This window comes from Pseudonocardia sp. ICBG601 (genome assembly GCF_020496245.1).
Window position 1 is genome coordinate 1 of sequence record NZ_JAHLJA010000279.1, and the last position, 25,436, is coordinate 25,436.

Annotated in this window: 21 protein-coding genes and 1 pseudogene; 7 read left to right on the forward strand and 15 right to left on the reverse strand. The window is 67.3% G+C overall.

Features of this window, described 5'->3' with window-relative positions; translation table 11 throughout:
- The 8 genes and pseudogenes from KPL57_RS65615 to KPL57_RS65650 form a co-directional block, all read right to left on the reverse strand.
- Positions 1 to 1,004: pseudogene (locus KPL57_RS65615) on the reverse strand (hypothetical protein); the annotation flags it as partial.
- Between the two features lie 33 nt (positions 1,005 to 1,037).
- Positions 1,038 to 1,847, reverse strand: coding sequence for a hypothetical protein (locus KPL57_RS65620; protein WP_226359511.1), 810 nt, complete (start codon positions 1,845 to 1,847; stop codon positions 1,038 to 1,040).
- Positions 1,844 to 2,197: a hypothetical protein gene (locus KPL57_RS65625; RefSeq protein WP_226353156.1), complete on the reverse strand. Its 354-nt coding sequence runs from the start codon at positions 2,195 to 2,197 to the stop codon at positions 1,844 to 1,846. Before KPL57_RS65625 ends, KPL57_RS65620 begins: the two co-directional genes overlap by 4 nt.
- Positions 2,198 to 2,312: 115 nt before the next feature.
- The gene (locus KPL57_RS65630) at positions 2,313 to 3,467 is read right to left on the reverse strand and encodes a hypothetical protein (RefSeq protein ID WP_226353155.1); all 1,155 of its coding nucleotides are present in this window, start codon (positions 3,465 to 3,467) and stop codon (positions 2,313 to 2,315) included.
- On the reverse strand, positions 3,464 to 5,596 hold the full coding sequence (locus KPL57_RS73825; RefSeq protein WP_374203773.1) for a transglycosylase family protein: 2,133 nt from the start codon (positions 5,594 to 5,596) through the stop codon (positions 3,464 to 3,466). Before KPL57_RS73825 ends, KPL57_RS65630 begins: the two co-directional genes overlap by 4 nt.
- An 82-nt stretch (positions 5,597 to 5,678) precedes the next feature.
- Complete coding sequence (locus KPL57_RS65640; RefSeq protein WP_226353154.1) at positions 5,679 to 6,782, reverse strand: glycoside hydrolase family 16 protein; 1,104 nt, start codon at positions 6,780 to 6,782, stop codon at positions 5,679 to 5,681.
- Positions 6,779 to 7,753 carry a MinD/ParA family protein gene (locus tag KPL57_RS65645; protein WP_226353153.1) on the reverse strand — a complete coding sequence of 325 codons (975 nt, stop codon included), beginning with the start codon at positions 7,751 to 7,753 and terminating at the stop codon, positions 6,779 to 6,781. Before KPL57_RS65645 ends, KPL57_RS65640 begins: the two co-directional genes overlap by 4 nt.
- 323 nt (positions 7,754 to 8,076) lie before the next feature.
- A complete protein-coding gene (locus tag KPL57_RS65650) occupies positions 8,077 to 8,583 on the reverse strand; it encodes a hypothetical protein (protein WP_226353152.1) in 507 nt (168 codons plus the stop codon).
- Positions 8,584 to 10,415: 1,832 nt separating this feature from the next.
- Here KPL57_RS65650 and KPL57_RS65655 point away from each other — a divergent pair.
- The 5 genes from KPL57_RS65655 to KPL57_RS65675 all read left to right on the forward strand — a co-directional run bounded on the left by KPL57_RS65655 (position 10,416) and on the right by KPL57_RS65675 (position 15,364).
- The gene (locus KPL57_RS65655) at positions 10,416 to 10,805 is read left to right on the forward strand and encodes a hypothetical protein (RefSeq protein WP_226353151.1); all 390 of its coding nucleotides are present in this window, start codon (positions 10,416 to 10,418) and stop codon (positions 10,803 to 10,805) included.
- Between the two features lie 243 nt (positions 10,806 to 11,048).
- Positions 11,049 to 12,158, forward strand: a complete 1,110-nt coding sequence (locus KPL57_RS65660) for a DUF6545 domain-containing protein (RefSeq protein WP_226353150.1) — start codon at positions 11,049 to 11,051, stop codon at positions 12,156 to 12,158.
- A 213-nt stretch (positions 12,159 to 12,371) separates the two neighbouring features.
- Positions 12,372 to 12,794, forward strand: a complete 423-nt coding sequence (locus KPL57_RS65665; protein ID WP_308252977.1) for a hypothetical protein — start codon at positions 12,372 to 12,374, stop codon at positions 12,792 to 12,794.
- A gap of 90 nt (positions 12,795 to 12,884) precedes the next feature.
- Positions 12,885 to 14,903: a TraM recognition domain-containing protein gene (locus tag KPL57_RS71680; RefSeq protein ID WP_226353148.1), complete on the forward strand. Its 2,019-nt coding sequence runs from the start codon at positions 12,885 to 12,887 to the stop codon at positions 14,901 to 14,903.
- Positions 14,900 to 15,364 (forward strand): J domain-containing protein, encoded by a 465-nt coding sequence (locus KPL57_RS65675; protein WP_226353147.1) that lies wholly within the window; start codon positions 14,900 to 14,902, stop codon positions 15,362 to 15,364. Before KPL57_RS71680 ends, KPL57_RS65675 begins: the two co-directional genes overlap by 4 nt.
- Before the next feature lie 416 nt (positions 15,365 to 15,780).
- Here the strand turns inward: KPL57_RS65675 and KPL57_RS65680 are convergent, their stop codons facing one another.
- Together KPL57_RS65680 and KPL57_RS65685 are read right to left on the reverse strand one after the other, a co-directional pair.
- On the reverse strand, positions 15,781 to 16,167 hold the full coding sequence (locus tag KPL57_RS65680; RefSeq protein ID WP_226353146.1) for a hypothetical protein: 387 nt from the start codon (positions 16,165 to 16,167) through the stop codon (positions 15,781 to 15,783).
- A 74-nt stretch (positions 16,168 to 16,241) separates the two neighbouring features.
- On the reverse strand, positions 16,242 to 16,619 hold the full coding sequence (locus tag KPL57_RS65685; RefSeq protein ID WP_226353145.1) for a hypothetical protein: 378 nt from the start codon (positions 16,617 to 16,619) through the stop codon (positions 16,242 to 16,244).
- Between the two features lie 2,401 nt (positions 16,620 to 19,020).
- Here KPL57_RS65685 and KPL57_RS65690 point away from each other — a divergent pair.
- Positions 19,021 to 19,398: a hypothetical protein gene (locus tag KPL57_RS65690; protein WP_226353145.1), complete on the forward strand. Its 378-nt coding sequence runs from the start codon at positions 19,021 to 19,023 to the stop codon at positions 19,396 to 19,398.
- 74 nt (positions 19,399 to 19,472) lie between these two features.
- Positions 19,473 to 19,859, forward strand: a complete 387-nt coding sequence (locus KPL57_RS65695) for a hypothetical protein (protein ID WP_226353146.1) — start codon at positions 19,473 to 19,475, stop codon at positions 19,857 to 19,859.
- A 416-nt stretch (positions 19,860 to 20,275) separates the two neighbouring features.
- Here the strand turns inward: KPL57_RS65695 and KPL57_RS65700 are convergent, their stop codons facing one another.
- The 5 genes from KPL57_RS65700 to KPL57_RS65720 form a co-directional block, all read right to left on the reverse strand.
- Positions 20,276 to 20,740 carry a J domain-containing protein gene (locus KPL57_RS65700; protein WP_226353147.1) on the reverse strand — a complete coding sequence of 155 codons (465 nt, stop codon included), beginning with the start codon at positions 20,738 to 20,740 and terminating at the stop codon, positions 20,276 to 20,278.
- Positions 20,737 to 22,755, reverse strand: a complete 2,019-nt coding sequence (locus KPL57_RS71685; protein ID WP_226353148.1) for a TraM recognition domain-containing protein — start codon at positions 22,753 to 22,755, stop codon at positions 20,737 to 20,739. Before KPL57_RS71685 ends, KPL57_RS65700 begins: the two co-directional genes overlap by 4 nt.
- A gap of 90 nt (positions 22,756 to 22,845) precedes the next feature.
- Positions 22,846 to 23,268 (reverse strand): hypothetical protein, encoded by a 423-nt coding sequence (locus tag KPL57_RS65710; protein WP_308252977.1) that lies wholly within the window; start codon positions 23,266 to 23,268, stop codon positions 22,846 to 22,848.
- A 213-nt stretch (positions 23,269 to 23,481) separates the two neighbouring features.
- On the reverse strand, positions 23,482 to 24,591 hold the full coding sequence (locus tag KPL57_RS65715; protein ID WP_226353150.1) for a DUF6545 domain-containing protein: 1,110 nt from the start codon (positions 24,589 to 24,591) through the stop codon (positions 23,482 to 23,484).
- A 243-nt stretch (positions 24,592 to 24,834) separates the two neighbouring features.
- Positions 24,835 to 25,224: a hypothetical protein gene (locus KPL57_RS65720; RefSeq protein ID WP_226353151.1), complete on the reverse strand. Its 390-nt coding sequence runs from the start codon at positions 25,222 to 25,224 to the stop codon at positions 24,835 to 24,837.
- Positions 25,225 to 25,436 lie beyond the last annotated feature (212 nt).

A 25,436-nucleotide genomic window follows, 5' to 3' on the forward strand; every position in this document is an offset into this window, starting at 1 on the left:
GCGCCGCGCCATGACCGCCCGCACATCCACCCCGCCCCGGTCGCCGGATCGCACAACGCCAGCAGTTGTAGGCCGCCCACGGGCAGAACACCGCCGCCAGCAACGTCACCGCCCCCGCCAACACCCCGGACACACCGGAGGCGCTGCCCAGCATCCCCGACCCCGATGACCAGCAGCAACGCCAACGCCGGCTCGAGGAGGATCGCCGCGGCCAGCCACCGCGCGGTCCGCCACCACCACGCCGACGTCGCCCCCGACAACAACCCCGCCGCCGCGATCGGGGACACCGCGATCAACATGACGATGATCGCCTGGCGCACGACCATCTCGAACGCGAATCCGACCGCCGCCGCCGCCGCACCGAGCGCCCCAGCGATGGCCATGATGATCGCCCGGGTCATCTCGGTCAGGCCTTCACCCAGGTCCGGGTTGTCGATGAAGATCGCCCCGACACCGGTCACCGGCTCCTCCGCCGGGGCATTCGGGTCGGCCGGGGGCGGGTCCAGCACCCGGGCGAAATCCGGTGACCCGAGCGCCAGCTCCAGCAGCCCGCGGGCGATCCCGTCCGCCGCGGCGACCAGACCCGCCGACAACGACAAGATGAAGGCCAGCGCGATCCCGAAATGGACCGGGCCCAGCAACAACCGAGACGCCCCCCACCCGCCGCGGACCACGACCGCCACGATCTGGGAGAAGAACACGCAGGTAGCGACCAGGATCGCCAGCCACCACAACGCCGGCCACACCTGCCCCAACCCACGATCCGGAGCGAACAACGCAACCAGATCGAACCGCGTCAGATGATCGATGAGCGCGAGGGTGTCGCGCAGCATCGCCAACCCAGCCGTCCACACCGACTCCAGGACACCGACGACACCGGCCTTGACGTACTCCGTGGCTGCCCGGCCGAAGGTGTCCCCCGGGTTTGTGACGATGTCCCAGAAACCTGGCTCAGGTGCCGGAGGCGGCGCAGGGTCCGGGCCCGGTTGCATCAGCCAGGTCATCGAGCGATCGCCCGGTATCCAGCGGCGACGGCCTCAGCGGTCCCCGGCCACGGCGAGGGAGCCTGAGCTGCGTGTGGTGCCCGCGCGATGCGCCACTGCTCGGTGCCGTCGGCGGCCTGGACTCGGCGCATGGCCTGGCAGTCGCCCATCCCGCCGCACGACCTGGCCCTTGAAGTCGAACGTGAACTCCCCCAGCACACAGACCACGACGAACCGGTCCCCGACCGTTCCCTTGACCAGCGCCTCTGCCGGAGTCCAGGTGATCGACATCCCGGGCTTCGGCCCGCGGGCCGGTAGTCCGGCGCTCTTGCGGAAGCTCGTCAGCTGGTGCGCGAGGAACGAGCCGTCCCCCCGTGGCCCGTCGGTGGCCTCGGTCATCGAGTCGTGCGCGCGGGCGTAGTCGGCCGGGTCGCCGCCGAGCATCCCGGCCTGCGTCATCGCTGCCAGTTGCGCGACCGCGCCCTCCGGGGTCGCGGGGAAGCTGTCCGGCACCCGCACCCCGACCACGCGTCCCGGCGGCGGCAGCGTGATCGGCGGCCCCGCCGTCTCGGCGGTCAATGCATGCGGGAAACTCACCGCATTCGGAAACAGCAGCATCGGAGCGCTGCTCAATTCCTGTTCTGAGGCCCACTCCGGCGCTACCGGACCCTCCACCGCCGGTGCTGCCGCCGGCGCGGGTTCGTCCCGGCCGCCGACCCAGCCCATGATCGTGTAGACCAGGCCGGCGAGCAGCAGTGTTGCGAGGACGCCGGCGCCGGCGGCGATCGCGTAGCCGCGCCGCCGGTTCGGCTCCCGCACCAGCGGCGGAGAAGAAGACGGCTCGAATGCTGGTGGTGTGGTCATTCGAGTTCGCCGGTCGCGATCATCTTGATCAGGTTCTGGCCGGATGCCCAGAGCACACCGGCCAGGACCGAGGTGCCGAGCATCCCGGCGCCGACCATCGCCGCGAGCCGGTTACCCCACAGCCGTCCGGCGCCGATGGTGAGCACACCCAGGAAGAACAGGACCGGCACCGACCAGCCCGCCAGGGACATGATCACACCGCCGAGGTATTCGGTGGTGTCCCCGAACCGGCCGGGCAACGGCTTCGGCACCACCGTCGGCAACTGCGGCAAACCCTGCTCCTGCCCGGCCTGACCGCCCGGCGGCGGCGCAGGCGGCGGCGGCTGCTGACCCGGGCGCGCCATCAGCACGGCACCGAACCGCCCGGCACTGAACCACACAGCATTATCGGAAATAGTTCTCAACACGGGGAGCGCTCCTCAGAGCAGCGAACACGGGAACCAGCTGTCAACGGCGGTGTGCTGGTCACGGGCCTGGTCCTCGGCCTGGTCCTGGGGTGTCGCGGGCGGCGGCCGACCCGGCCAGCAGGTCGATCACGCCCCAGGAGGCGAGCAGCGGTCGGAGTGCGTCGGTGACTTTGTCCGGTAGCGGGTCGGGGGTGACGCCGTCGGCTTCGACCGCGGCGTTCGGTGGGATGAACACCGCGCCGTCGAGCAGCGTCGACAGTCGTGGCCCGGTGGCGCCGTCGATCCCGACCGGCCAGCGTTTGGCGCCGTTGACGACCAGCGCGCACACCGGTGCCGCGACCCCGGCCTGGACCCAGGTGTCGTGACGGGCCAGGACCTGCTCGGCGGCGCGCAGCGACGGCCGCGTAGCGCGCACGACCAGCACCGGGCGCGGCATCAGCTCCCCGCCGCGTAGCCACCCGCCGGCACCGGAGGTCACCGCCGCTGCGGCCCGCCAGCCGCCGTTGCCCAGATCGGCGACGGTGACGTGCAGCGGTCGCGGCGGCGGGTCGGGGAGCCAGTCCGGCGGCGCGGGCACCATCCCCGGCGTCACACCGGGCATGGTGGTGTCGAGGCGGGCCAGCAGCGCACCGGCGCCGGGGCGGCCCCCGCGCCAGCTGTAGCGGACCTGGACCTGGTCGGTGACCGGGCGTGTCCACGGCCCGTCCGCACCGGCGGCCTGAGCGAGACCGGACCGGGCCGGGTCATCGGCATCAATGAGCAGACAGCAGCGTTTGTCCTGGTGGATGATGTCGGTGATCGCCGCGGCGACCGTCGACGCCCCCGCGGCGGGGGACCCGGCCAGCACGGGGATGACCGCCCCGAACGGTGCCCAGTCCGCCGCCCCGACGTGATCGGGCCACACCTGCCGTCCCCGGGCCGCCACGGCGGCGACCGTGGCGCCCATCTGCTCAGCTACGGCGAGCGTGTCGGTAGGACTACCAGCGCGGGCGCTGCGGGCCGCGGCGACGGCGGTCAAATCCACGATCATCTCCACATCCGTTGCATCCAGGCCCGCCCCGACGGCGCCGCGGCGGGCGGCGGTACCGAGCAGGTGACACAGCTGCGGGACCGACCGCGGCCGCGCCGCCGAACCGGCCGCGGCCGCGGACAGGCCGGGACCTTCCACGGCGCGGTCGTCGGTGCCGTCGGTTGCGTTGGTGGCGGCGGTCATCGGAGCCCGAGTCGCTTCGAACAGGCCGGCCACGCCGCCCAGCCCTGCACGGCCTGCACTCGCTTGGCGACCTCGATCTGCTCGGCCCGCGACGCCTCGTGCGCGTGGCCTTCGCCGCCGAAGGCCCGCCAGGTCGACGGGGAAAATTGCAGGCCGCCGGCGTAGCCGTTGCCCGTGTTGGTGCTCCAGTTCCCGCCGGACTCGCAGTGGGCTAGCTTGTCCCAGGTCGAGCCCGCCGCCGAGGTTGCGACTCCTCCGTCTGTCACCGGCGGCGGCTCGGCCCCCACCCCGGCCCTACGCGGCTGCTCACCAGCAGCGCCGCCACGAGCGGCGTGGTCATCGGTAGCGGCCACGCCGTCCTCGGCCCGCTCACCAGCAGCGGCGTCTCCGGTGGTGTCGTTCCCGGCGGCACCGGTGCCGCTGTCGGTGCTGGTCGTGCGGCTGCCCTTCACACCGGTGCCGGCACCGGTGCTGGTGCTGGTGCGGTCGAGGGCGTCGAGGAGGTCCTGGGCGACCGGGTCGACCTCGGCCGCAGCGCGGGCCTGAGCGGTCAGCTTCTCGATGCCCGCCGACACCGCTCCCGAACTCGCCGACACAGCTCCCGACCTGCTGGTCTGGGTCTCGGGCGTTGCGCTCGTGTCCTGACCCGCGCTGGTGTCCTGACCAGCGCCGCTCTCGGTAGCGGCGGAACTGGACGTGGCCTCGGCGGTGCTGCCGTTTCTGCTGGTCTGGGTGCGGGTGATCGCTGCGCCGGGCCGGACCTCACCGGCCTCTGACTCTGACTCCGACGGCGGCTTCGGTGTCGGGGCCGTGCCCGCCGTGGGCTGGTCGCTGTCGGCGGTGGCGCGGAGGTGGTCGAGGGCGTCCAGATCGGCCGGGTCGGCGCCCAGCGCGGCGAGGCGATCACGGTCGATGCCGTCGAGGACGGTCGCCCCGAGCTGGGTGGCATCGGCGTCACCGGAGGTGGCGATCGCCGACAGCAGGTCGCTGACCATCCCGATCGCCTCCCGCGCCGCCGCAGCGTCCTCCGCCGACGAGGCCTGTCCAGGGCCGGTCTGCACGTCGGTGACGACGGTGTTCGACGATGTCGAACGCGGGGCGGTGGCCGGTGTCGAGTTCGCGGGTGTTGAGGTCGCGGGTGTTGAGGTTCGGGGCGTGGTCGTCGCGCTGCTCGGGGCGGGATCGGTCGTGTCCCGGCTGTCGGTGGCCCGGTCGCTGCTGCTGTTGGGGCCGGTGGGCGTCGGTGGTGTCGTGGTGGGTGCGGCTGGGGCAGGCAGCGCAGCAGTAGCGGCCGGTGCCGCCGGTTCACCGGCCGGTGCAGTGCTGGTCGGGACGGTCTTTTCTCCCGCGGGCGGTGCTCCCAGCGAAGCCGGAGGCGTGGCCGAGTGGTGCTGGTCGGTGCAGGCCGCGGGTACCGGCGGCGCCGCAGCCCGCGGCCGCTCCATCGGTGCTGCCGGTGCTGCCGGTGCTGTGACGGCGGAGCGGGCCTGGTCGACAGCACCAAGCACCGCAGCGGTCCCGGCGGCGGTGTCGTCGACGAGGTCCGCCGCAGGCGGCGGGGCCACCAGATCGGCCGGGGTGGGGCCGAGCCCGGCCGCGGCCAGCCGCACACCCACCTCGCGGACCTGCGGATCAGCGCTGTCCAGGTGGTGAAGCTGGTCAGAGACGTCCACGGCGTGCTGACGCCACTCGACCGACTGTGTGGCGGGGCGGAATCCGAGGTCGGTGATCTGTTCGGCGAGGGCGTGGTCGGCCGGGTCGTCGGACAGGGTGAGGTCGGTGAGCAGCGTCCGGGCCTGCGCTCGTGTCGCGGTCGCGGCGGCGTGCTGACGTGCGGCCTTGCGATTATCGCAAGCCCCGGTCGCGGTCAGTCCGAGCACTGTCACCGGCTCGTCCGGTGCGGTGGTGAGGGCGGTGGCGGTGTAGGCGCCGCCGCCGAGTAGCGCGGTCGCGGTCAGGACCGCGACCGCGGAGCGGCGCACCACCACGGTCGACACCTGAGCGGGAAGACGGTCGGACAGCCGGTCGGACAGCTGCGTGGACAGGCGGCGGCGCGGGACGTGATCGGCCCACGACGGCCGCGCCGCACGAGACGACCGTCGCCAGGGCGGACGCGGTAGCGGGGACATGCAGGCAAATCCTCCAGGTCAGCAGGTCAGCAGGTCAGCAGGGGGCCGGGGAGCACGGGCTGGTGCGGTAGATGAGGTGCGGCTAGGACCTGCCGGTGTTGTTGTTGATCTCGTCGGTGATCGAGGTCGACGAATCCGCATCGGTCGAGCCGGCGCTGCCACCGGAGGTCGTGGACGATCCCTCGCCAGCGGCGAGGCCCCACTGCTTGACCCAGTCGACCTGCATCCGCCCCGGTTCGCCGTCGCCGCGCGGGAACCAGTCAAGCTGCAAACAGAGGTGCATCGGGCCGGGCGGCAAGATCGAAGTGTCGGTGGTCTTCCACCATTCGCGGCCGTCGACGAACGCGGTCACACCGTCGGGTGTCCACTCGACCGCGTAGTTGTGCCACTGCGTGGCGTCGATGGTCAGTTCGCCGTGGACCTGGGAGTTGTCCGCGCCGTAGTGCAGGAACAGTTCGATCTTGTCGCGGGCCGGGTCCATGATCTCCGCGAAGTCGATCTCCCCGCCGACCGGGAAGTTCTCCTCGGTCGGCCACAACAGGGCGAGGGCGTTGTAGGAGGGGGACCCGGTCGGGGCGCGCATCCGCACTTCCCAGCGGCCGTATTTCTGGGAGTGCGCGGTCCAGGCCAGGCCGGCGGTCGTGCCGTCCCCGGTCCCGTCGATCGTCAGAATGCCGTCAGCGACGGTCGCCGCGGCCGGGGAGCGGGTGCCGTTCCCGGCATGCCCGGGGCCGTCGTAGGCGTTCCACCCGGGCCCCAGCTGTGTGCCGGTGAAGTCGTCGACAACGTCCGGGGCACCCCAGCCGAACACCTCACCTGCGGTGTCGCCCTGGCCGGGCACGCCCGGCAGCGCAGAAGAACCGCCCTGCGCGTCCTGTCCGGTCTGTCCGGTCTGTGCTGGATGATCGGTGGATCCGCTTTCATGATCATCCGGGTGGTTCCCGGCCTGGTAGCAGGTGGCGGGGATGAAGCCGGGCTGGTCGGCGCCGACGCTGGTCAACGCCGACCGCCACGCCCGCGCCCGCTCGGAACGATCGCCGTCGAGTTCGGCCAGGACGTGCACCGCGGTGATACGCCAGCCGCATTCGACTCGTGCGTCCGCCGGGACAGGCGCGGCCGGAGCGAACGCGACCGCCAGCGACGTCACCGCTCCCACCACGGCGGTGACCAGCCCGGAACCGATCACCGCATACCGGCCTGACGGTCGGCGTGGTCGGTGCGGAAACCGTGCGAGGCCAGACCGTGGGTGCGGCTCTGGAAACCGTCGGCGACCACAGCGGCGAGTTCGAGGACCGCATCCCGCGTCGCGGGGGCCAGGGCGTCGAGATCGATGATGTCCCCGGTCGCCAGGTGCGGGTCGGCGGGCAGTTCGACCACCGCCCGCACCCTGGAGGCGAAGTAGTCGCGGATGACGGTGTCATCGACATAGCGGGACTGTCGATCACACGACAGGACGACGACGGCGTCACGGACCAGGTCCCGATACCGAAACCGGCCCGACGAGTCCTGGTGGGTGGCCAGCCACTGCAACGTCCGCGCCGCCCGCGACGCCCCGTCCTTCGTCGGCGCACCCACCACGACCAGGGAGTCGGCGTGGCGCAGCGTGCCCTGCATCGCCGAATGCACCAGGCCGGTGCCGCAGTCTGTGAGCAGCAGCTCGTGATAGATCGAGAGCAGCCGCAGGACACGCTCGTAGTCGCGCTCGGAGAACATCTCCGACAGCTCCGGGGCCTGCTCCGAGGTGAGCACGCGTAAGCGGCCGGCGAGGTGGGTGTAACCCGACAGCTGCGTAGAAGTACGGACCTGGTCCAGGTCGCGTAGCAGGTCACGCACCGTCCGCCGCCCCGCCTGGGCCTCTCCGACCAGGCGGTCACCCAAGGTCCCCGCGTCGGGATTGGCGTCGATCGCGATGACTCGGTCCCCGCGGTACTCGGCCATCGCCAGCCCGAGCACACCGGTACACGTCGTCTTCCCGACACCACCTTTGATGCTGCCGACCGCGACGGAGAACGGCCCGGACAGCGGTGTCGTGACCCGCCGCACCTGGTCCTTCAACCGCAGCTCGGCCTCGGACAGGCCCGGATTCCACCGACCAGCCGTGAGCGCGTAGACCGCAGCCCGCCAACCATGCGTCGGCGCCGCGAGCTTCGGACGCACCACATCAGCGAACGCACCACCATCGGAAAACCCGGGTGCTCCAGGTGCGGAGCCATCGCCGGACTCGGCGGTGTCGGTGCTCCAGAACGCCGCCGGCGGTGCCGCTGGTTCCGGCGGCTCGACAGCAGATCGAACAGTCTGCGGGTCCGCGGCGGGAGCCACCGGCGGTTCCGGGGACCCGCCCGTGCCCTCGGGAGCCGACACCGGCGGCTCGGCCGCGGGCGGCGTACCGGGAACCGCCCACGCCGCAGCATCCCCGGTCAGCCACGCCGGCGTCCCACCCGACTCCGCCGCCTCCGACGACGACACATGATTACCCGACATCAACGACCACCGCCTGTTTCGTTACCGGTGGGCCCGGTGAGCAGACCGGGATCGACGACCAGACGGCCGTCCTCCGCGGCGCGGGTGACCGGCACAGTCATCCGCACCCACCGCGGCTCGACCGCGGTCCACACCGCGGCCGACTCCGGCGGGGCGCACGAGCGGCCGATCGTCCCCGCCGGCTCCACCAGACCGCTGTGCTCAGCGGCGGACACAGCCGAGTCATCGGCCTCGGGCGCTGTTCCAGCACGGACGTACGGCGTGGCGCGGACGACGACCTCGACGAACACCACCGTGTCCGACCGCCGATACAACCGCCCCGGCAACGGGGAATCCGCACGCTGACGGCCCGCACCGGACCAGCCCCACGTACACGCCTGCACATCGGCCAGGACCTCGCGCAGGACCTCAGCGCGGCGCCACGGCACGTCCTCGTCGAACGACTGGAAATCGCAGGCGAAGCGGGCAGCGAACGCCGACGCCTCCACATCCGACACCGGCTCCACCGAACGCACCGCACGGGCGAACGACGGCTCCGCCGGGACACGGTCGAGAGGCCGCCGCCGCGGCGCCGCCGCTGGGAACGCTTCGTCGAACCTGACCTGCGGCGACGCTAACTCAACATGATCACCAGGATCGGGCGCAGCAGAGCAGTAGTGCCCGCCGGGCCCTCCACGCTGCGCTGCTGGACGGTCCGGTCGTGGGCGCCGCGAGGTAATGACGTGCACGGATGCGGTCCCAAGATCATCCCGAGGTTCTGCACTGTCGGACGCCGTGTCCCGGGAACCGAGTCCTGGCGCTACCAGCCACGGAGAGACGCACTCGGCGGGACCAGGACTGCTGCGTCGTGACATCAGACCGGCCGATCGCAGCCGGAGACAGACGGGAAGCCGAGTGCCGCACCGTCCATGCTTACACCGATCATCGCGCCTCCCTCGCATCTGAGCGCCCAAACTATAGACTGGGCGCTGCGGGTCCGCAATACTGCTAGATATATGGCAATGTACCTGGGGAAATCGCAAAGGCGACGGGCCGGCGTGGCCGCCTCGGTGGCGACGGGGACCGCATGCCCTGCTAGGGTCAGCAAACTATAGTTCGGATAGGTGGAGGCGGATGACGCGAAGAACGATCGCCGGGCGAAGTGGCCTACCCCTGCCGCAGTGCGCCTACGTGGAGTACGCGTGACGACACGATCAGTTGATGGAACCTTACTCGAAAGACTCAGCTTTCTGTCATCAACCGTGCTGAAGCTGGATCACGAGTCGCGCGGCCTGCGGAGCGACTCGGCGTGGCCGAGACCTGATGCGCGCCGGGTGCTGAGACAGGTGGCTTCGGACGGGAGGGTCGCGCTGTCCGCGGAGGAAGTCGTCCAGGTCGCTGTGGGGATCGGAATCCCCACGGGGTCCCTGACGGCCGATCCAGGGTCCTGGCTCCCGGTCGAAAGCTGCTTCCGGCGACTCGTAGCGCTACGAGAGCAGGACGAAAAATGGCGAGTCCCCATCTTGGGGGCTGACGAAGAAAAGTTCCCCGCATCTTCTTCGGGACCGGAGACCTACGACATGGATATAACATTTTGGGGCACTCCTCGGTGTTGTAGAGGTCTATGGGCCCGCCGAGGGCAGGATCAGATCGCACCTCGCCGACGCAGAGGTCTCCGGAGAAACCCCGCCGCCGTGACAGAGCCGTCAGTTGATGTGGAAGTTCTTGAGCGCTGCGCGAGCGTAATTTCCGATCTTAACGAATCCATCGGCCACTTTGACGGGTCGATCCGCGACTACCTGGAACGATTAGAAACCCACAGGGGGCGGCCCATAAAGATGCGAACCTTTTTATTTAGGGAACTCGGAGGAGGTGAGTGTGGAATATACATCCCGAGGCGAACCTATGACGAGATAGGATTCCCATTGGACGCTCCGCATGCTACGCATATCATCCTGCATGAAGTCGGACACATGGTGCTCGACCATGCCGCGGCGCGGAGGCCGGAAGATTCCCCTCTATTTCGAAGCATGGCCAGCATTACTCCTGAGGCGCTGACAGTTTATCTCGGGAGGAGCGTCTACGAGGACTGCGCGGAACGTGAAGCGGAGGCGTTCGCTACCTGCTTGTCCGCTGCAGCCGCCTCGCCCGAGCCGAAATCGGAGACAGAAGGTGCAGTGAGTGACACTGTAGCTCTTCGCATGAGAACGACTTTCGGCGGGTGAGGAGTGCAGCCGAAGAGCTGTCGACTGGAGTAGCTTTACTGCATTGCAAGCTTGACGAAGGAGACCTGTTGGGCACATCAGAAGGCCAGGAATCCCAGCTGAACCACAATCCTAGCGATTCATTTGCTGACCGCTTGAACTATCTGTTCGACCATCTTTATCCCGCTGGGCGAGGACCTTATTCAAATTCTGAAGTCGCAGCCGGAGTGCGACAAGCCGGATATAAAGCGACCAGTCAGTACGTGCGGGTACTCCGCCGCGGGCAACGCAAAAACCCCACCCTGGACTTCATAGGCGGTTTAGCTGAATTCTTTAGAATTCCAGCTGGGTACTTCTTCGACGGACCCGAAGCGGAAGACATTAAAAAGCAGATAGAAATCCTCGTAGCGGCACGAAGCGCGGACGTGAAGGAGATTTTCTTTCGGAGCACACAGATCGGGGAGCAGGATCGGGAGGTTGTCCTGCGCATCTTGCGAAGCTTCTCGGGAAACACAGATTGCGACTCGCAGGAAGGGGGTGGGTAGCGGCACTCAGGTGCTCCGCATCGAGCATTACAACCCATATATCCAACGCAGAAAGAGTTTAGCGGCGAGATGTCTCCTGCCGAAGTTGCCAACACTACGGTGTACTATCTGTTTCCCGTGGTCTGTTTCTGTGTCGCTACTATACGATGGCGACTTCACCGACGGAAGGTGGGTAGAACTACACCGCCAGAAGTACGGGCAATGTTGTTGTACATGGCGAGCTTGGGGCTCGCAGTGGCCGTCATGGCCCCACCCAGCAGGGACATTATAGATATTGTTTACCCCAACATTTCCCAGCTTCTGGGAAATGTTCTGGTTCTTGCGGCAGGGTTGAGCGTTACCGCTGTAGTGGCGTTTAGTCAGTTGGACTTGCTTTCAGCGCGGCGGCTCATTCTGCGCCGTGCCGCGGTCCTGTCGGTTGCTTCCGCTGGAATGGCAGCATGTTTCGCGGCAACGCATATCAGTGAGGCCGTTTTCCTGGTCCCCCGGCTACATCCATCGGTGATCGCTTATTACACGATATACAGTGTTGGGTTCGGGTGGGCGATAATCGGTCTTACTGTTCTTTTGTCCAAGCAGCTCCGCTTGGAGCCGGAAGCATGGCGTCGCGTCAGTCTGCATCTTCATCGCACCGTATGCGCTGTAGTACTGCTCTATCTGGCCGGGCGTTTGTGGAGCGTCGGCGCCTACTCTGTTGGGCTCCTCCCGAGGTGGGGGACAATCCATAAGGACTCGCTGGAACTCGTCATCAGCACGGTACTTCCGCTAGTCGCACTAGTCCTCGGCACTCTCGGTTGGCTCTCGCGGTTTTGGGCGCCCCAATTCGTCAAACTTATCGTCCGCAAACAAATTGACTATCGGCATCAGCGCCTCTACCGCCGACTCAGGCCACTCTGGGAGCTCATCGCCCAAGGTAACCTGAAGGACCTATACTTCGCCGAGCGTCACCAATCGTCTGTCAGCCCCACAACACGTTTGTGCGGGCGAGTCTTTGAAATCTGCGACATTGAACTCCGCGCTTCCCGTCATGTGACCGAAGCTGAGAAGGACGTCGCGGTGACCCGTGAAATCGTCGCCGGGCGCGGCCACCTAGGCGTGTCCGCTCTCAGCGACGCCTACGTGTTCGCGAGGGGAGTGGCCGCCGAGCAAGAACCAGGCAAGGAGAAGGAGAAGGAGAAGGAGAAGGAGACTCCCGAGGTTGATGCCATTCCGGAGATGGACATCGAAGCTCAGGCGCGACGGCTGTTGCGAGCCTATCATGCTCTTCGTGCGGCACCTGATTTATATCGAATGCTCACTTCACCTCCGACGGACTCGGACTTGAGCCCCACAGAAAATCAGACAACCAGCTAGGGTAGCGTTTTGCGCACTATGGCATCTCCTGATCGAGTATCCGGCCACACTCAAACGGTCATCGACCGGGCAGCCCGCGTGCTAACCGAGATTTTAGCCCCATCCGTGGTAGTCGCACTGCTGCCGCTGGCGCTCGCTTGGGTTGTTACGCGGGCGCTGCTCCCGACGCTAGGATGGGGACTGCTCATCGCGCTCACGAGTAGCATTCTGCCGATGGCGGTAATCGTCTGGGGGGCCCGCACCGGCCGATGGGACGGCCACCATGTCCGTAACCGACGAGGGCGGCTGATCCCCCTGCTCGCCACTATCGGATTCAGTGCCATCGGCCTGGGGCTACTTATCGTTCTCCGTGCGCCATGGCCGCTCATCGCCCTCGATCTCACATTGCTCGCCACACTGTTCGTCACCAGCGCGATCACTCTTGCATGGAAAGTATCGATCCACGCTGCTGTCTGCATGAGTGCGGTGGCGATCATGGCCTCATCAGGCGGTCCGGAATGGTGGGCGGCGGCGCTGTTAGTGGGTGCGGTTGCCTGGTCGCGCGTGCATCTTCATGACCACGCCACAGCGCAGGTAATCGTCGGTGCACTGATAGGGCTACTTGCCGGTGGAATGTTTACACTGTTAACTCTATAGAAACTCCAAGAAGAGATAGTGGCGTGCGATGTGCGGTCACCTTGGATAGGAAGAGATGAAATATGTCATCTGATCACAGGCAGGGCAACCGTGATTAACGCCGGAGCAGAAAGCGCCGCGCGGGCCCCGGACCTTCCGGATATCCCGTTGTTCGGTGGTGTCACGGTCGGGCAGGTGTTCGTGGCGGTCGCGGCGGTCGTGGTGCCCGCCACCGTGGTCGGGCATGTGCTGGTGTTGTGGGCGTGGGCCCGCGGCTGGGAACCGCACCGGCTGCGCAACCTCGCCCTGGTCATCGTGGCCGCTGCGGCGCTGGCCGGGCCGATCGTCGGCATGCTGCCCTGGTGGGGCCTGGAGCTGACGGCCTCGGCGGTGCGTCAGGCATGGGACGGCCACTACCTGCCCGCCGGGATCGACTCCGCCGCCGCGACCGCCCCTCTGGTGGCGATCACGTCCTGGGTGTGGTGGCACCTTTACACCAAGCGGATGCGGTCCGGTGTCGCCCAGGCCGCCGGGGAACGCCACGTCCGCCGCCAGCTACACATCCGCGCCGGTGCGGCGGCCCGCCGCGCCCGCCGCGAGCGCACCCCGCTGGCCAGCCACGGCCGTGACGGCACACCGTCGGTCGTCCTCGGCCCACGTTATGACACCGTCCGCGCCCAGCCGGACCTACTCACCGACACCCTGCGTCGACGCGCCGCGCCGTGGTTACAGGTCCCGATGCCCGCGATCGCCCTCCACACTGTCTGCCTGGCCGAGACCGGCGCCGGGAAGACCACGATGCTGGTGCGCTGCTCAGCCTGCTGGGCCGAAATCACCTGGACCGCCTACAACCAGCAACAGCACGGCGCTGCGGGATCACGGCCGTTGGTGATCTTCCTCGCGGCGAAAGGCGGCCCCGACGCCGACACCGACGCCCACGACTGGGCCGACGCGATGGAAGACCTCGGCCTGCACCCGGACCGGATCGGCGTGTTCCCGTTCGAGACGCGGCTGAACATGTGGCGCATGCCCGCCACCCAGCTGCGCGCCGCCCTGCACAAGCTCGCGAAAACCGATCACCGCTTCTACGACGTCCTGCAACGCGGCCTACTCCACCTGATCATCGACGCACCCACCGAGAAACCGCCCGCGTCGTCGGCGGAGTTCCTGCAACGCCTCGCCCCGGCCTGGCTCACGGCGGCGTGGGCGGGACATCCGGTCGAGGAACGCGCCATCGCCGCCCTGACCAAGACCACCGGCGCCGGAGCGGGCGCCTCATCGCTCGACAGCGACCTGTTGCTGTTCGCCGATTTGTTCCGCAGCATCGGCGGCGACTTCGACGCCGGACAACCCTTGTCGGACTTCGACGCCCTCTACGTCTCCGTCCCCGGCGCCACCGACCAGGTCGTCGCCGCCACCAAGACCGCCGTCCTCATCGAACTGCTCACCTACGAACTCGGTGTCGCTCACGACGGGCAACGCCGGCAGGTGTTGTTCGTCATCGACGAGTTCTCCGCGGTCTCCGGTGACACCGCCGGCGACGTCATCAACCTCGTCGAACGGCTGCGTTCCCTGGGCGGCTCGGTCATCGTGTCCGCCCAATCCTATGAAGGCCTCGCCGACACCGAAGACCAACGCCGCCGCCTGCTGGGCGCGATGGGCGGCGGCGCCCTACTCGGCCGCACCAGCAACGCCGAACAACTCGCCGAACGGTTCGGGACGCGGCTGGTCGACGAAGTCGGCTACCAACTCGACGGTGGCCGCACAACCGGTGTCGGCACCGTGCGCCGCCAGCACACCTACCTGCTCGACCCGAACCGGCTCCGACAACTCCCCCGCCACCACCTCGCCTACGCCACACCCGACCAGGTCGTCTACGGCGTCGTCGCCCCCCTCGCCGCCTCGCCCGCGATCGTCGGCTCGCCACGGCGCACCGCACCCACCAACGGCCCGGCACTGTCCCGGCGCCGACTCACCGCCGCCCAGGCCGCCGCGATCAACCGGCGGCTCCGCCGACCCGGCACCACGACCGGTAACGGCGCCCGGGCCACCGGCGGCGGAGATGGCCAGGCCCCGGACTGGACCGGGGACGACTGGACACACGACACCAGCAACGAGGACCCACGATGAGCCCGAGCCCGAGTGTCCATCCTGAACAGGCGCGGGCCGCCGCCGCGGCGCTGCTCGGTGTCCCCGCCGGCGCCTCACCTGAGCTGCTACGGACCGCGTGGCGGGCCGCCGCCCGCCATCACCACCCAGACCGGGGCGGCGACCCGGAACGGTTCATCGCCCTGACCAGCGCCTACGAACTACTCACCACACCACCAGCGCCACCGCGAGCAACTCCACACACGACGACACCGGCGGGGCCGGCGGGGCCGCGCGCGTCGGCGCCGGCCATCGGTGGGCTTCTGTTCCTACGGGCTTTCGGGCTGCTCGCTGCCGTCGGTGTCCTCACCGCTGGTGTCGCCCTGGTCGCCGCGCCGGTCGTGGCCGCGATGGTCGCGTTGCTGGGCGCGGTAGCGGCTGCCCACCATGTCTACCTGGCCGCCGCCCACGCTGAATCCCGCTCGCCGGTAAGCGGTCCCTGACTGTGGGGCGGGCGCCGTCCAGACCGCGCTTTGCTCCGACCGCGAAACAGGAACTCCGGCGCCCGCCACCAGCGACGATAGCCTCAACCGGTCGTCGTGTGTGTCCGACGAGGTCACCGGATGCCCGACGACGGACCGGCGCCGGTCGTGATCCGCTCCCCGCCCGGGGAACCCGCGGGCGCCGTAGCCGTAGCGGGGTGGAGCCGGGCGCGGCCCTGCCCGGTCGGGCTTCACCAGCCGGGACGGGCTGTCTTGCACACTCACCACGCCACGACCGAGGTCGAGCGCGGTCTGCGACCGCCACGCCCCGAACGCTTGATGAAGGTCGGCGGGGACGTCGATGCTGAGCCGGACGGTCGTGGGACGCCCGAAACCGGCACCGATCTGACGTACCTGGCCTGGTAGCTGCTGCTGGTTCATCCGGTCTGTTCGTGGTCGGGGCAGGTCGGGTCGGTGCATTCTCGCCAGCCGAGGAACTCCCCCGGGGCCAACCACGCCGGGGCCGCGGTGGCGGCATAGAGGCCTTCGACCTGGGCGATGCTCATGTCCAGGTCATAGCAGACCGTCGGATCGGCGGCGAGCCGCCCGAACGCGGTCTTCGCGATCCGGGCGGCGAAACCGATCGCGGTCTGCGGGGACCGAGCGATCACGACCGTCGCCAGGCCGACACCGAGACCGGTGACGAGGTCGGCTTTCGTCCCGACCAGCTTCCCGTTGTGCTCGCGTTGCTGGCGGCGCATCGCGGTCCGTAACGGCGCCGCGATCGCTGTCGCGACCTGCGGCGACACCTCAAGGAGTTGCATCACGCAATGAAAACTCTTCGCCACCAGCGCACCCCCCATAGGTCCAGGTCCAGGATAGTCCGATTCATGCCGCGCTAGTCGATCTTGCGGGTGCTGGTCTGGAGGCCGTCGGCGCCGACGACCCTGCTGGCGAGACGTTCGACCTCGGCGGCGGTGAACCGGTCAGGCAACGCGACCGGGAGAAGCCGGAAACCGTCACGGATCGTGTTCAGCGCGGTCGCCAGCCCGGCGACATGGTTACGGGCGACGACGTCGATCTCCACGCTGAGCAGGTCACGGTCATGGCCGTGACGAGCCGGATTCAGAATGACCGCAGCAACCGCACGGGACAGCACACCACGCCACAACAGCCCGATGAAGTGCTCACCCAGGACCTCCGCCGCCCCGGGAAGGTCCTTCCCCGGCAGATCGAAATCCTGACGACAGACGACCAACACCCTGCTCACGCCCACCGGCCTCATCGTCCTTACCGCGCCGACCGCCGCGGCCCCGGCTCCCAACACGGAACCTCGGTGATGTCCCGGATCGCCCACTTCAGCTGCGGCGCCAACGCCTCCGGGGACCGCGCCCGCGCCCGCCGCGCCCGGTCCCGCTCCACAAACTCCCCCGCAACATCCTGAACCTGCCCCAACACATTCGGCGCGCACCAATACATCACACCGACACACTCCAACTCCCGAGCACGGTCCACCACCGCCGACAACAAACCCGCCACCATATCCGCCTCCCCATTCTTCGGCGGCGACTCAAGATAGCGTGACCGCGTTTTCCGCGACAACTCCACCTCCACCAAAGCGCGGCGCCCATCCGGGAAAACCTCAACCCCATCCGGCATATGCGGCACCGGCACACCCCGCGGACGCCACCCCGTTAAATGCTGCAACGTCCGCTCCGACACCCACCGCCCCACATCCAAACCCACCCGATGAAACCGCACCGCCGCCACCGCACGAACATGCCCCGACACCGTCTGCCGCGGCCGCCACCCCGGCACATCCCACCCCAACAACTCCCGCACCAACGTCCGCGACGGCCACACCCACATCGCCCCCGCATCCACCTTCCCCGTACACACCCACCCCGCACGCTTCCAACGCCCCACCACCGCATGCGCCGCCTGCGCCGACACCCCCAACACACTCGACAACAAATCCAGAGGCAACCCATACTGATGCGCAGCAATCTCCAACAAACCCGTATCCCGCGCCGTCAACACCACCGAACCCGCATCCCGACGCCGCGCACGCACCCGCTCACCGACTTCACCCAACACCACAACCGCCCTTTCCTGCTACCCATCCGAAATATTCCGCCAACAACATCGCACACCACCGAGGCGTCAGCGAGGTGAACAACCCCACCCGCCGCAAAAGATCACCACCCAACCCGACCACCCCGATAAACCGAGGATTTGACTACGCCGATGCGCAGCGAGACGAACAACCCACCTACGAACAGATACACCCAACCCAACCCAACCACCACCATCCCCACAGTCTGTTGACTTTGACCTTGACCTTGCTTTTTTAAAGGCATTGAACTTCGTACTAGAACACTGGGGTCACTCCGTGACCCGGTCGGGCTGGGGGGCCGGGGCCCGACACCACCCCCGGCCGTCAGCGAAGCAGGCTGGGGGTGGTGTCGGGCTGGGGGGCCGGGGCCGACACCACCCCCAGCCTGCTTCGCTGACGGCCGGGGGTGGTGTCGGGCCCCGGCCCCCCAGCCCGACCGGGTCACGGAGTGACCCCAGTGTTCTAGTACGAAGTTCAATGCCTTTAAAAAAGCAAGGTCAAGGTCAAAGTCAACAGACTGTGGGGATGGTGGTGGTTGGGTTGGGTTGGGTGTATCTGTTCGTAGGTGGGTTGTTCGTCTCGCTGCGCATCGGCGTAGTCAAATCCTCGGTTTATCGGGGTGGTCGGGTTGGGTGGTGATCTTTTGCGGCGGGTGGGGTTGTTCACCTCGCTGACGCCTCGGTGGTGTGCGATGTTGTTGGCGGAATATTTCGGATGGGTAGCAGGAAAGGGCGGTTGTGGTGTTGGGTGAAGTCGGTGAGCGGGTGCGTGCGCGGCGTCGGGATGCGGGTTCGGTGGTGTTGACGGCGCGGGATACGGGTTTGTTGGAGATTGCTGCGCATCAGTATGGGTTGCCTCTGGATTTGTTGTCGAGTGTGTTGGGGGTGTCGGCGCAGGCGGCGCATGCGGTGGTGGGGCGTTGGAAGCGTGCGGGGTGGGTGTGTACGGGGAAGGTGGATGCGGGGGCGATGTGGGTGTGGCCGTCGCGGACGTTGGTGCGGGAGTTGTTGGGGTGGGATGTGCCGGGGTGGCGGCCGCGGCAGACGGTGTCGGGGCATGTTCGTGCGGTGGCGGCGGTGCGGTTTCATCGGGTGGGTTTGGATGTGGGGCGGTGGGTGTCGGAGCGGACGTTGCAGCATTTAACGGGGTGGCGTCCGCGGGGTGTGCCGGTGCCGCATATGCCGGATGGGGTTGAGGTTTTCCCGGATGGGCGCCGCGCTTTGGTGGAGGTGGAGTTGTCGCGGAAAACGCGGTCACGCTATCTTGAGTCGCCGCCGAAGAATGGGGAGGCGGATATGGTGGCGGGTTTGTTGTCGGCGGTGGTGGACCGTGCTCGGGAGTTGGAGTGTGTCGGTGTGATGTATTGGTGCGCGCCGAATGTGTTGGGGCAGGTTCAGGATGTTGCGGGGGAGTTTGTGGAGCGGGACCGGGCGCGGCGGGCGCGGGCGCGGTCCCCGGAGGCGTTGGCGCCGCAGCTGAAGTGGGCGATCCGGGACATCACCGAGGTTCCGTGTTGGGAGCCGGGGCCGCGGCGGTCGGCGCGGTAAGGACGATGAGGCCGGTGGGCGTGAGCAGGGTGTTGGTCGTCTGTCGTCAGGATTTCGATCTGCCGGGGAAGGACCTTCCCGGGGCGGCGGAGGTCCTGGGTGAGCACTTCATCGGGCTGTTGTGGCGTGGTGTGCTGTCCCGTGCGGTTGCTGCGGTCATTCTGAATCCGGCTCGTCACGGCCATGACCGTGACCTGCTCAGCGTGGAGATCGACGTCGTCGCCCGTAACCATGTCGCCGGGCTGGCGACCGCGCTGAACACGATCCGTGACGGTTTCCGGCTTCTCCCGGTCGCGTTGCCTGACCGGTTCACCGCCGCCGAGGTCGAACGTCTCGCCAGCAGGGTCGTCGGCGCCGACGGCCTCCAGACCAGCACCCGCAAGATCGACTAGCGCGGCATGAATCGGACTATCCTGGACCTGGACCTATGGGGGGTGCGCTGGTGGCGAAGAGTTTTCATTGCGTGATGCAACTCCTTGAGGTGTCGCCGCAGGTCGCGACAGCGATCGCGGCGCCGTTACGGACCGCGATGCGCCGCCAGCAACGCGAGCACAACGGGAAGCTGGTCGGGACGAAAGCCGACCTCGTCACCGGTCTCGGTGTCGGCCTGGCGACGGTCGTGATCGCTCGGTCCCCGCAGACCGCGATCGGTTTCGCCGCCCGGATCGCGAAGACCGCGTTCGGGCGGCTCGCCGCCGATCCGACGGTCTGCTATGACCTGGACATGAGCATCGCCCAGGTCGAAGGCCTCTATGCCGCCACCGCGGCCCCGGCGTGGTTGGCCCCGGGGGAGTTCCTCGGCTGGCGAGAATGCACCGACCCGACCTGCCCCGACCACGAACAGACCGGATGAACCAGCAGCAGCTACCAGGCCAGGTACGTCAGATCGGTGCCGGTTTCGGGCGTCCCACGACCGTCCGGCTCAGCATCGACGTCCCCGCCGACCTTCATCAAGCGTTCGGGGCGTGGCGGTCGCAGACCGCGCTCGACCTCGGTCGTGGCGTGGTGAGTGTGCAAGACAGCCCGTCCCGGCTGGTGAAGCCCGACCGGGCAGGGCCGCGCCCGGCTCCACCCCGCTACGGCTACGGCGCCCGCGGGTTCCCCGGGCGGGGAGCGGATCACGACCGGCGCCGGTCCGTCGTCGGGCATCCGGTGACCTCGTCGGACACACACGACGACCGGTTGAGGCTATCGTCGCTGGTGGCGGGCGCCGGAGTTCCTGTTTCGCGGTCGGAGCAAAGCGCGGTCTGGACGGCGCCCGCCCCACAGTCAGGGACCGCTTACCGGCGAGCGGGATTCAGCGTGGGCGGCGGCCAGGTAGACATGGTGGGCAGCCGCTACCGCGCCCAGCAACGCGACCATCGCGGCCACGACCGGCGCGGCGACCAGGGCGACACCAGCGGTGAGGACACCGACGGCAGCGAGCAGCCCGAAAGCCCGTAGGAACAGAAGCCCACCGATGGCCGGCGCCGACGCGCGCGGCCCCGCCGGCCCCGCCGGTGTCGTCGTGTGTGGAGTTGCTCGCGGTGGCGCTGGTGGTGTGGTGAGTAGTTCGTAGGCGCTGGTCAGGGCGATGAACCGTTCCGGGTCGCCGCCCCGGTCTGGGTGGTGATGGCGGGCGGCGGCCCGCCACGCGGTCCGTAGCAGCTCAGGTGAGGCGCCGGCGGGGACACCGAGCAGCGCCGCGGCGGCGGCCCGCGCCTGTTCAGGATGGACACTCGGGCTCGGGCTCATCGTGGGTCCTCGTTGCTGGTGTCGTGTGTCCAGTCGTCCCCGGTCCAGTCCGGGGCCTGGCCATCTCCGCCGCCGGTGGCCCGGGCGCCGTTACCGGTCGTGGTGCCGGGTCGGCGGAGCCGCCGGTTGATCGCGGCGGCCTGGGCGGCGGTGAGTCGGCGCCGGGACAGTGCCGGGCCGTTGGTGGGTGCGGTGCGCCGTGGCGAGCCGACGATCGCGGGCGAGGCGGCGAGGGGGGCGACGACGCCGTAGACGACCTGGTCGGGTGTGGCGTAGGCGAGGTGGTGGCGGGGGAGTTGTCGGAGCCGGTTCGGGTCGAGCAGGTAGGTGTGCTGGCGGCGCACGGTGCCGACACCGGTTGTGCGGCCACCGTCGAGTTGGTAGCCGACTTCGTCGACCAGCCGCGTCCCGAACCGTTCGGCGAGTTGTTCGGCGTTGCTGGTGCGGCCGAGTAGGGCGCCGCCGCCCATCGCGCCCAGCAGGCGGCGGCGTTGGTCTTCGGTGTCGGCGAGGCCTTCATAGGATTGGGCGGACACGATGACCGAGCCGCCCAGGGAACGCAGCCGTTCGACGAGGTTGATGACGTCGCCGGCGGTGTCACCGGAGACCGCGGAGAACTCGTCGATGACGAACAACACCTGCCGGCGTTGCCCGTCGTGAGCGACACCGAGTTCGTAGGTGAGCAGTTCGATGAGGACGGCGGTCTTGGTGGCGGCGACGACCTGGTCGGTGGCGCCGGGGACGGAGACGTAGAGGGCGTCGAAGTCCGACAAGGGTTGTCCGGCGTCGAAGTCGCCGCCGATGCTGCGGAACAAATCGGCGAACAGCAACAGGTCGCTGTCGAGCGATGAGGCGCCCGCTCCGGCGCCGGTGGTCTTGGTCAGGGCGGCGATGGCGCGTTCCTCGACCGGATGTCCCGCCCACGCCGCCGTGAGCCAGGCCGGGGCGAGGCGTTGCAGGAACTCCGCCGACGACGCGGGCGGTTTCTCGGTGGGTGCGTCGATGATCAGGTGGAGTAGGCCGCGTTGCAGGACGTCGTAGAAGCGGTGATCGGTTTTCGCGAGCTTGTGCAGGGCGGCGCGCAGCTGGGTGGCGGGCATGCGCCACATGTTCAGCCGCGTCTCGAACGGGAACACGCCGATCCGGTCCGGGTGCAGGCCGAGGTCTTCCATCGCGTCGGCCCAGTCGTGGGCGTCGGTGTCGGCGTCGGGGCCGCCTTTCGCCGCGAGGAAGATCACCAACGGCCGTGATCCCGCAGCGCCGTGCTGTTGCTGGTTGTAGGCGGTCCAGGTGATTTCGGCCCAGCAGGCTGAGCAGCGCACCAGCATCGTGGTCTTCCCGGCGCCGGTCTCGGCCAGGCAGACAGTGTGGAGGGCGATCGCGGGCATCGGGACCTGTAACCACGGCGCGGCGCGTCGACGCAGGGTGTCGGTGAGTAGGTCCGGCTGGGCGCGGACGGTGTCATAACGTGGGCCGAGGACGACCGACGGTGTGCCGTCACGGCCGTGGCTGGCCAGCGGGGTGCGCTCGCGGCGGGCGCGGCGGGCCGCCGCACCGGCGCGGATGTGTAGCTGGCGGCGGACGTGGCGTTCCCCGGCGGCCTGGGCGACACCGGACCGCATCCGCTTGGTGTAAAGGTGCCACCACACCCAGGACGTGATCGCCACCAGAGGGGCGGTCGCGGCGGCGGAGTCGATCCCGGCGGGCAGGTAGTGGCCGTCCCATGCCTGACGCACCGCCGAGGCCGTCAGCTCCAGGCCCCACCAGGGCAGCATGCCGACGATCGGCCCGGCCAGCGCCGCAGCGGCCACGATGACCAGGGCGAGGTTGCGCAGCCGGTGCGGTTCCCAGCCGCGGGCCCACGCCCACAACACCAGCACATGCCCGACCACGGTGGCGGGCACCACGACCGCCGCGACCGCCACGAACACCTGCCCGACCGTGACACCACCGAACAACGGGATATCCGGAAGGTCCGGGGCCCGCGCGGCGCTTTCTGCTCCGGCGTTAATCACGGTTGCCCTGCCTGTGATCAGATGACATATTTCATCTCTTCCTATCCAAGGTGACCGCACATCGCACGCCACTATCTCTTCTTGGAGTTTCTATAGAGTTAACAGTGTAAACATTCCACCGGCAAGTAGCCCTATCAGTGCACCGACGATTACCTGCGCTGTGGCGTGGTCATGAAGATGCACGCGCGACCAGGCAACCGCACCCACTAACAGCGCCGCCGCCCACCATTCCGGACCGCCTGATGAGGCCATGATCGCCACCGCACTCATGCAGACAGCAGCGTGGATCGATACTTTCCATGCAAGAGTGATCGCGCTGGTGACGAACAGTGTGGCGAGCAATGTGAGATCGAGGGCGATGAGCGGCCATGGCGCACGGAGAACGATAAGTAGCCCCAGGCCGATGGCACTGAATCCGATAGTGGCGAGCAGGGGGATCAGCCGCCCTCGTCGGTTACGGACATGGTGGCCGTCCCATCGGCCGGTGCGGGCCCCCCAGACGATTACCGCCATCGGCAGAATGCTACTCGTGAGCGCGATGAGCAGTCCCCATCCTAGCGTCGGGAGCAGCGCCCGCGTAACAACCCAAGCGAGCGCCAGCGGCAGCAGTGCGACTACCACGGATGGGGCTAAAATCTCGGTTAGCACGCGGGCTGCCCGGTCGATGACCGTTTGAGTGTGGCCGGATACTCGATCAGGAGATGCCATAGTGCGCAAAACGCTACCCTAGCTGGTTGTCTGATTTTCTGTGGGGCTCAAGTCCGAGTCCGTCGGAGGTGAAGTGAGCATTCGATATAAATCAGGTGCCGCACGAAGAGCATGATAGGCTCGCAACAGCCGTCGCGCCTGAGCTTCGATGTCCATCTCCGGAATGGCATCAACCTCGGGAGTCTCCTTCTCCTTCTCCTTCTCCTTCTCCTTGCCTGGTTCTTGCTCGGCGGCCACTCCCCTCGCGAACACGTAGGCGTCGCTGAGAGCGGACACGCCTAGGTGGCCGCGCCCGGCGACGATTTCACGGGTCACCGCGACGTCCTTCTCAGCTTCGGTCACATGACGGGAAGCGCGGAGTTCAATGTCGCAGATTTCAAAGACTCGCCCGCACAAACGTGTTGTGGGGCTGACAGACGATTGGTGACGCTCGGCGAAGTATAGGTCCTTCAGGTTACCTTGGGCGATGAGCTCCCAGAGTGGCCTGAGTCGGCGGTAGAGGCGCTGATGCCGATAGTCAATTTGTTTGCGGACGATAAGTTTGACGAATTGGGGCGCCCAAAACCGCGAGAGCCAACCGAGAGTGCCGAGGACTAGTGCGACTAGCGGAAGTACCGTGCTGATGACGAGTTCCAGCGAGTCCTTATGGATTGTCCCCCACCTCGGGAGGAGCCCAACAGAGTAGGCGCCGACGCTCCACAAACGCCCGGCCAGATAGAGCAGTACTACAGCGCATACGGTGCGATGAAGATGCAGACTGACGCGACGCCATGCTTCCGGCTCCAAGCGGAGCTGCTTGGACAAAAGAACAGTAAGACCGATTATCGCCCACCCGAACCCAACACTGTATATCGTGTAATAAGCGATCACCGATGGATGTAGCCGGGGGACCAGGAAAACGGCCTCACTGATATGCGTTGCCGCGAAACATGCTGCCATTCCAGCGGAAGCAACCGACAGGACCGCGGCACGGCGCAGAATGAGCCGCCGCGCTGAAAGCAAGTCCAACTGACTAAACGCCACTACAGCGGTAACGCTCAACCCTGCCGCAAGAACCAGAACATTTCCCAGAAGCTGGGAAATGTTGGGGTAAACAATATCTATAATGTCCCTGCTGGGTGGGGCCATGACGGCCACTGCGAGCCCCAAGCTCGCCATGTACAACAACATTGCCCGTACTTCTGGCGGTGTAGTTCTACCCACCTTCCGTCGGTGAAGTCGCCATCGTATAGTAGCGACACAGAAACAGACCACGGGAAACAGATAGTACACCGTAGTGTTGGCAACTTCGGCAGGAGACATCTCGCCGCTAAACTCTTTCTGCGTTGGATATATGGGTTGTAATGCTCGATGCGGAGCACCTGAGTGCCGCTACCCACCCCCTTCCTGCGAGTCGCAATCTGTGTTTCCCGAGAAGCTTCGCAAGATGCGCAGGACAACCTCCCGATCCTGCTCCCCGATCTGTGTGCTCCGAAAGAAAATCTCCTTCACGTCCGCGCTTCGTGCCGCTACGAGGATTTCTATCTGCTTTTTAATGTCTTCCGCTTCGGGTCCGTCGAAGAAGTACCCAGCTGGAATTCTAAAGAATTCAGCTAAACCGCCTATGAAGTCCAGGGTGGGGTTTTTGCGTTGCCCGCGGCGGAGTACCCGCACGTACTGACTGGTCGCTTTATATCCGGCTTGTCGCACTCCGGCTGCGACTTCAGAATTTGAATAAGGTCCTCGCCCAGCGGGATAAAGATGGTCGAACAGATAGTTCAAGCGGTCAGCAAATGAATCGCTAGGATTGTGGTTCAGCTGGGATTCCTGGCCTTCTGATGTGCCCAACAGGTCTCCTTCGTCAAGCTTGCAATGCAGTAAAGCTACTCCAGTCGACAGCTCTTCGGCTGCACTCCTCACCGCCGAAAGTCGTTCTCATGCGAAGAGCTACAGTGTCACTCACTGCACCTTCTGTCTCCGATTTCGGCTCGGGC

Bases quoted from the DNA above. Each gene is read 5' to 3' on its own strand.
- KPL57_RS65620 (WP_226359511.1), bottom strand. From the start codon at position 1,847: ATGACCACACCACCAGCATTCGAGCCGTCTTCTTCTCCGCCGCTGGTG.
- KPL57_RS65630 (WP_226353155.1), bottom strand. From the start codon at position 3,467: ATGACCGCCGCCACCAACGCAACCGACGGCACCGACGACCGCGCCGTG.
- KPL57_RS73825 (WP_374203773.1), bottom strand. From the start codon at position 5,596: ATGTCCCCGCTACCGCGTCCGCCCTGGCGACGGTCGTCTCGTGCGGCG.
- KPL57_RS65660 (WP_226353150.1), top strand. From the start codon at position 11,049: ATGGCCCCACCCAGCAGGGACATTATAGATATTGTTTACCCCAACATT.
- KPL57_RS65665 (WP_308252977.1), top strand. From the start codon at position 12,372: ATGGCGGTAATCGTCTGGGGGGCCCGCACCGGCCGATGGGACGGCCAC.
- KPL57_RS65675 (WP_226353147.1), top strand. From the start codon at position 14,900: ATGAGCCCGAGCCCGAGTGTCCATCCTGAACAGGCGCGGGCCGCCGCC.
- KPL57_RS65680 (WP_226353146.1), bottom strand. From the start codon at position 16,167: ATGCAACTCCTTGAGGTGTCGCCGCAGGTCGCGACAGCGATCGCGGCG.
- KPL57_RS65695 (WP_226353146.1), top strand. From the start codon at position 19,473: ATGCAACTCCTTGAGGTGTCGCCGCAGGTCGCGACAGCGATCGCGGCG.
- KPL57_RS65700 (WP_226353147.1), bottom strand. From the start codon at position 20,740: ATGAGCCCGAGCCCGAGTGTCCATCCTGAACAGGCGCGGGCCGCCGCC.
- KPL57_RS65710 (WP_308252977.1), bottom strand. From the start codon at position 23,268: ATGGCGGTAATCGTCTGGGGGGCCCGCACCGGCCGATGGGACGGCCAC.
- KPL57_RS65715 (WP_226353150.1), bottom strand. From the start codon at position 24,591: ATGGCCCCACCCAGCAGGGACATTATAGATATTGTTTACCCCAACATT.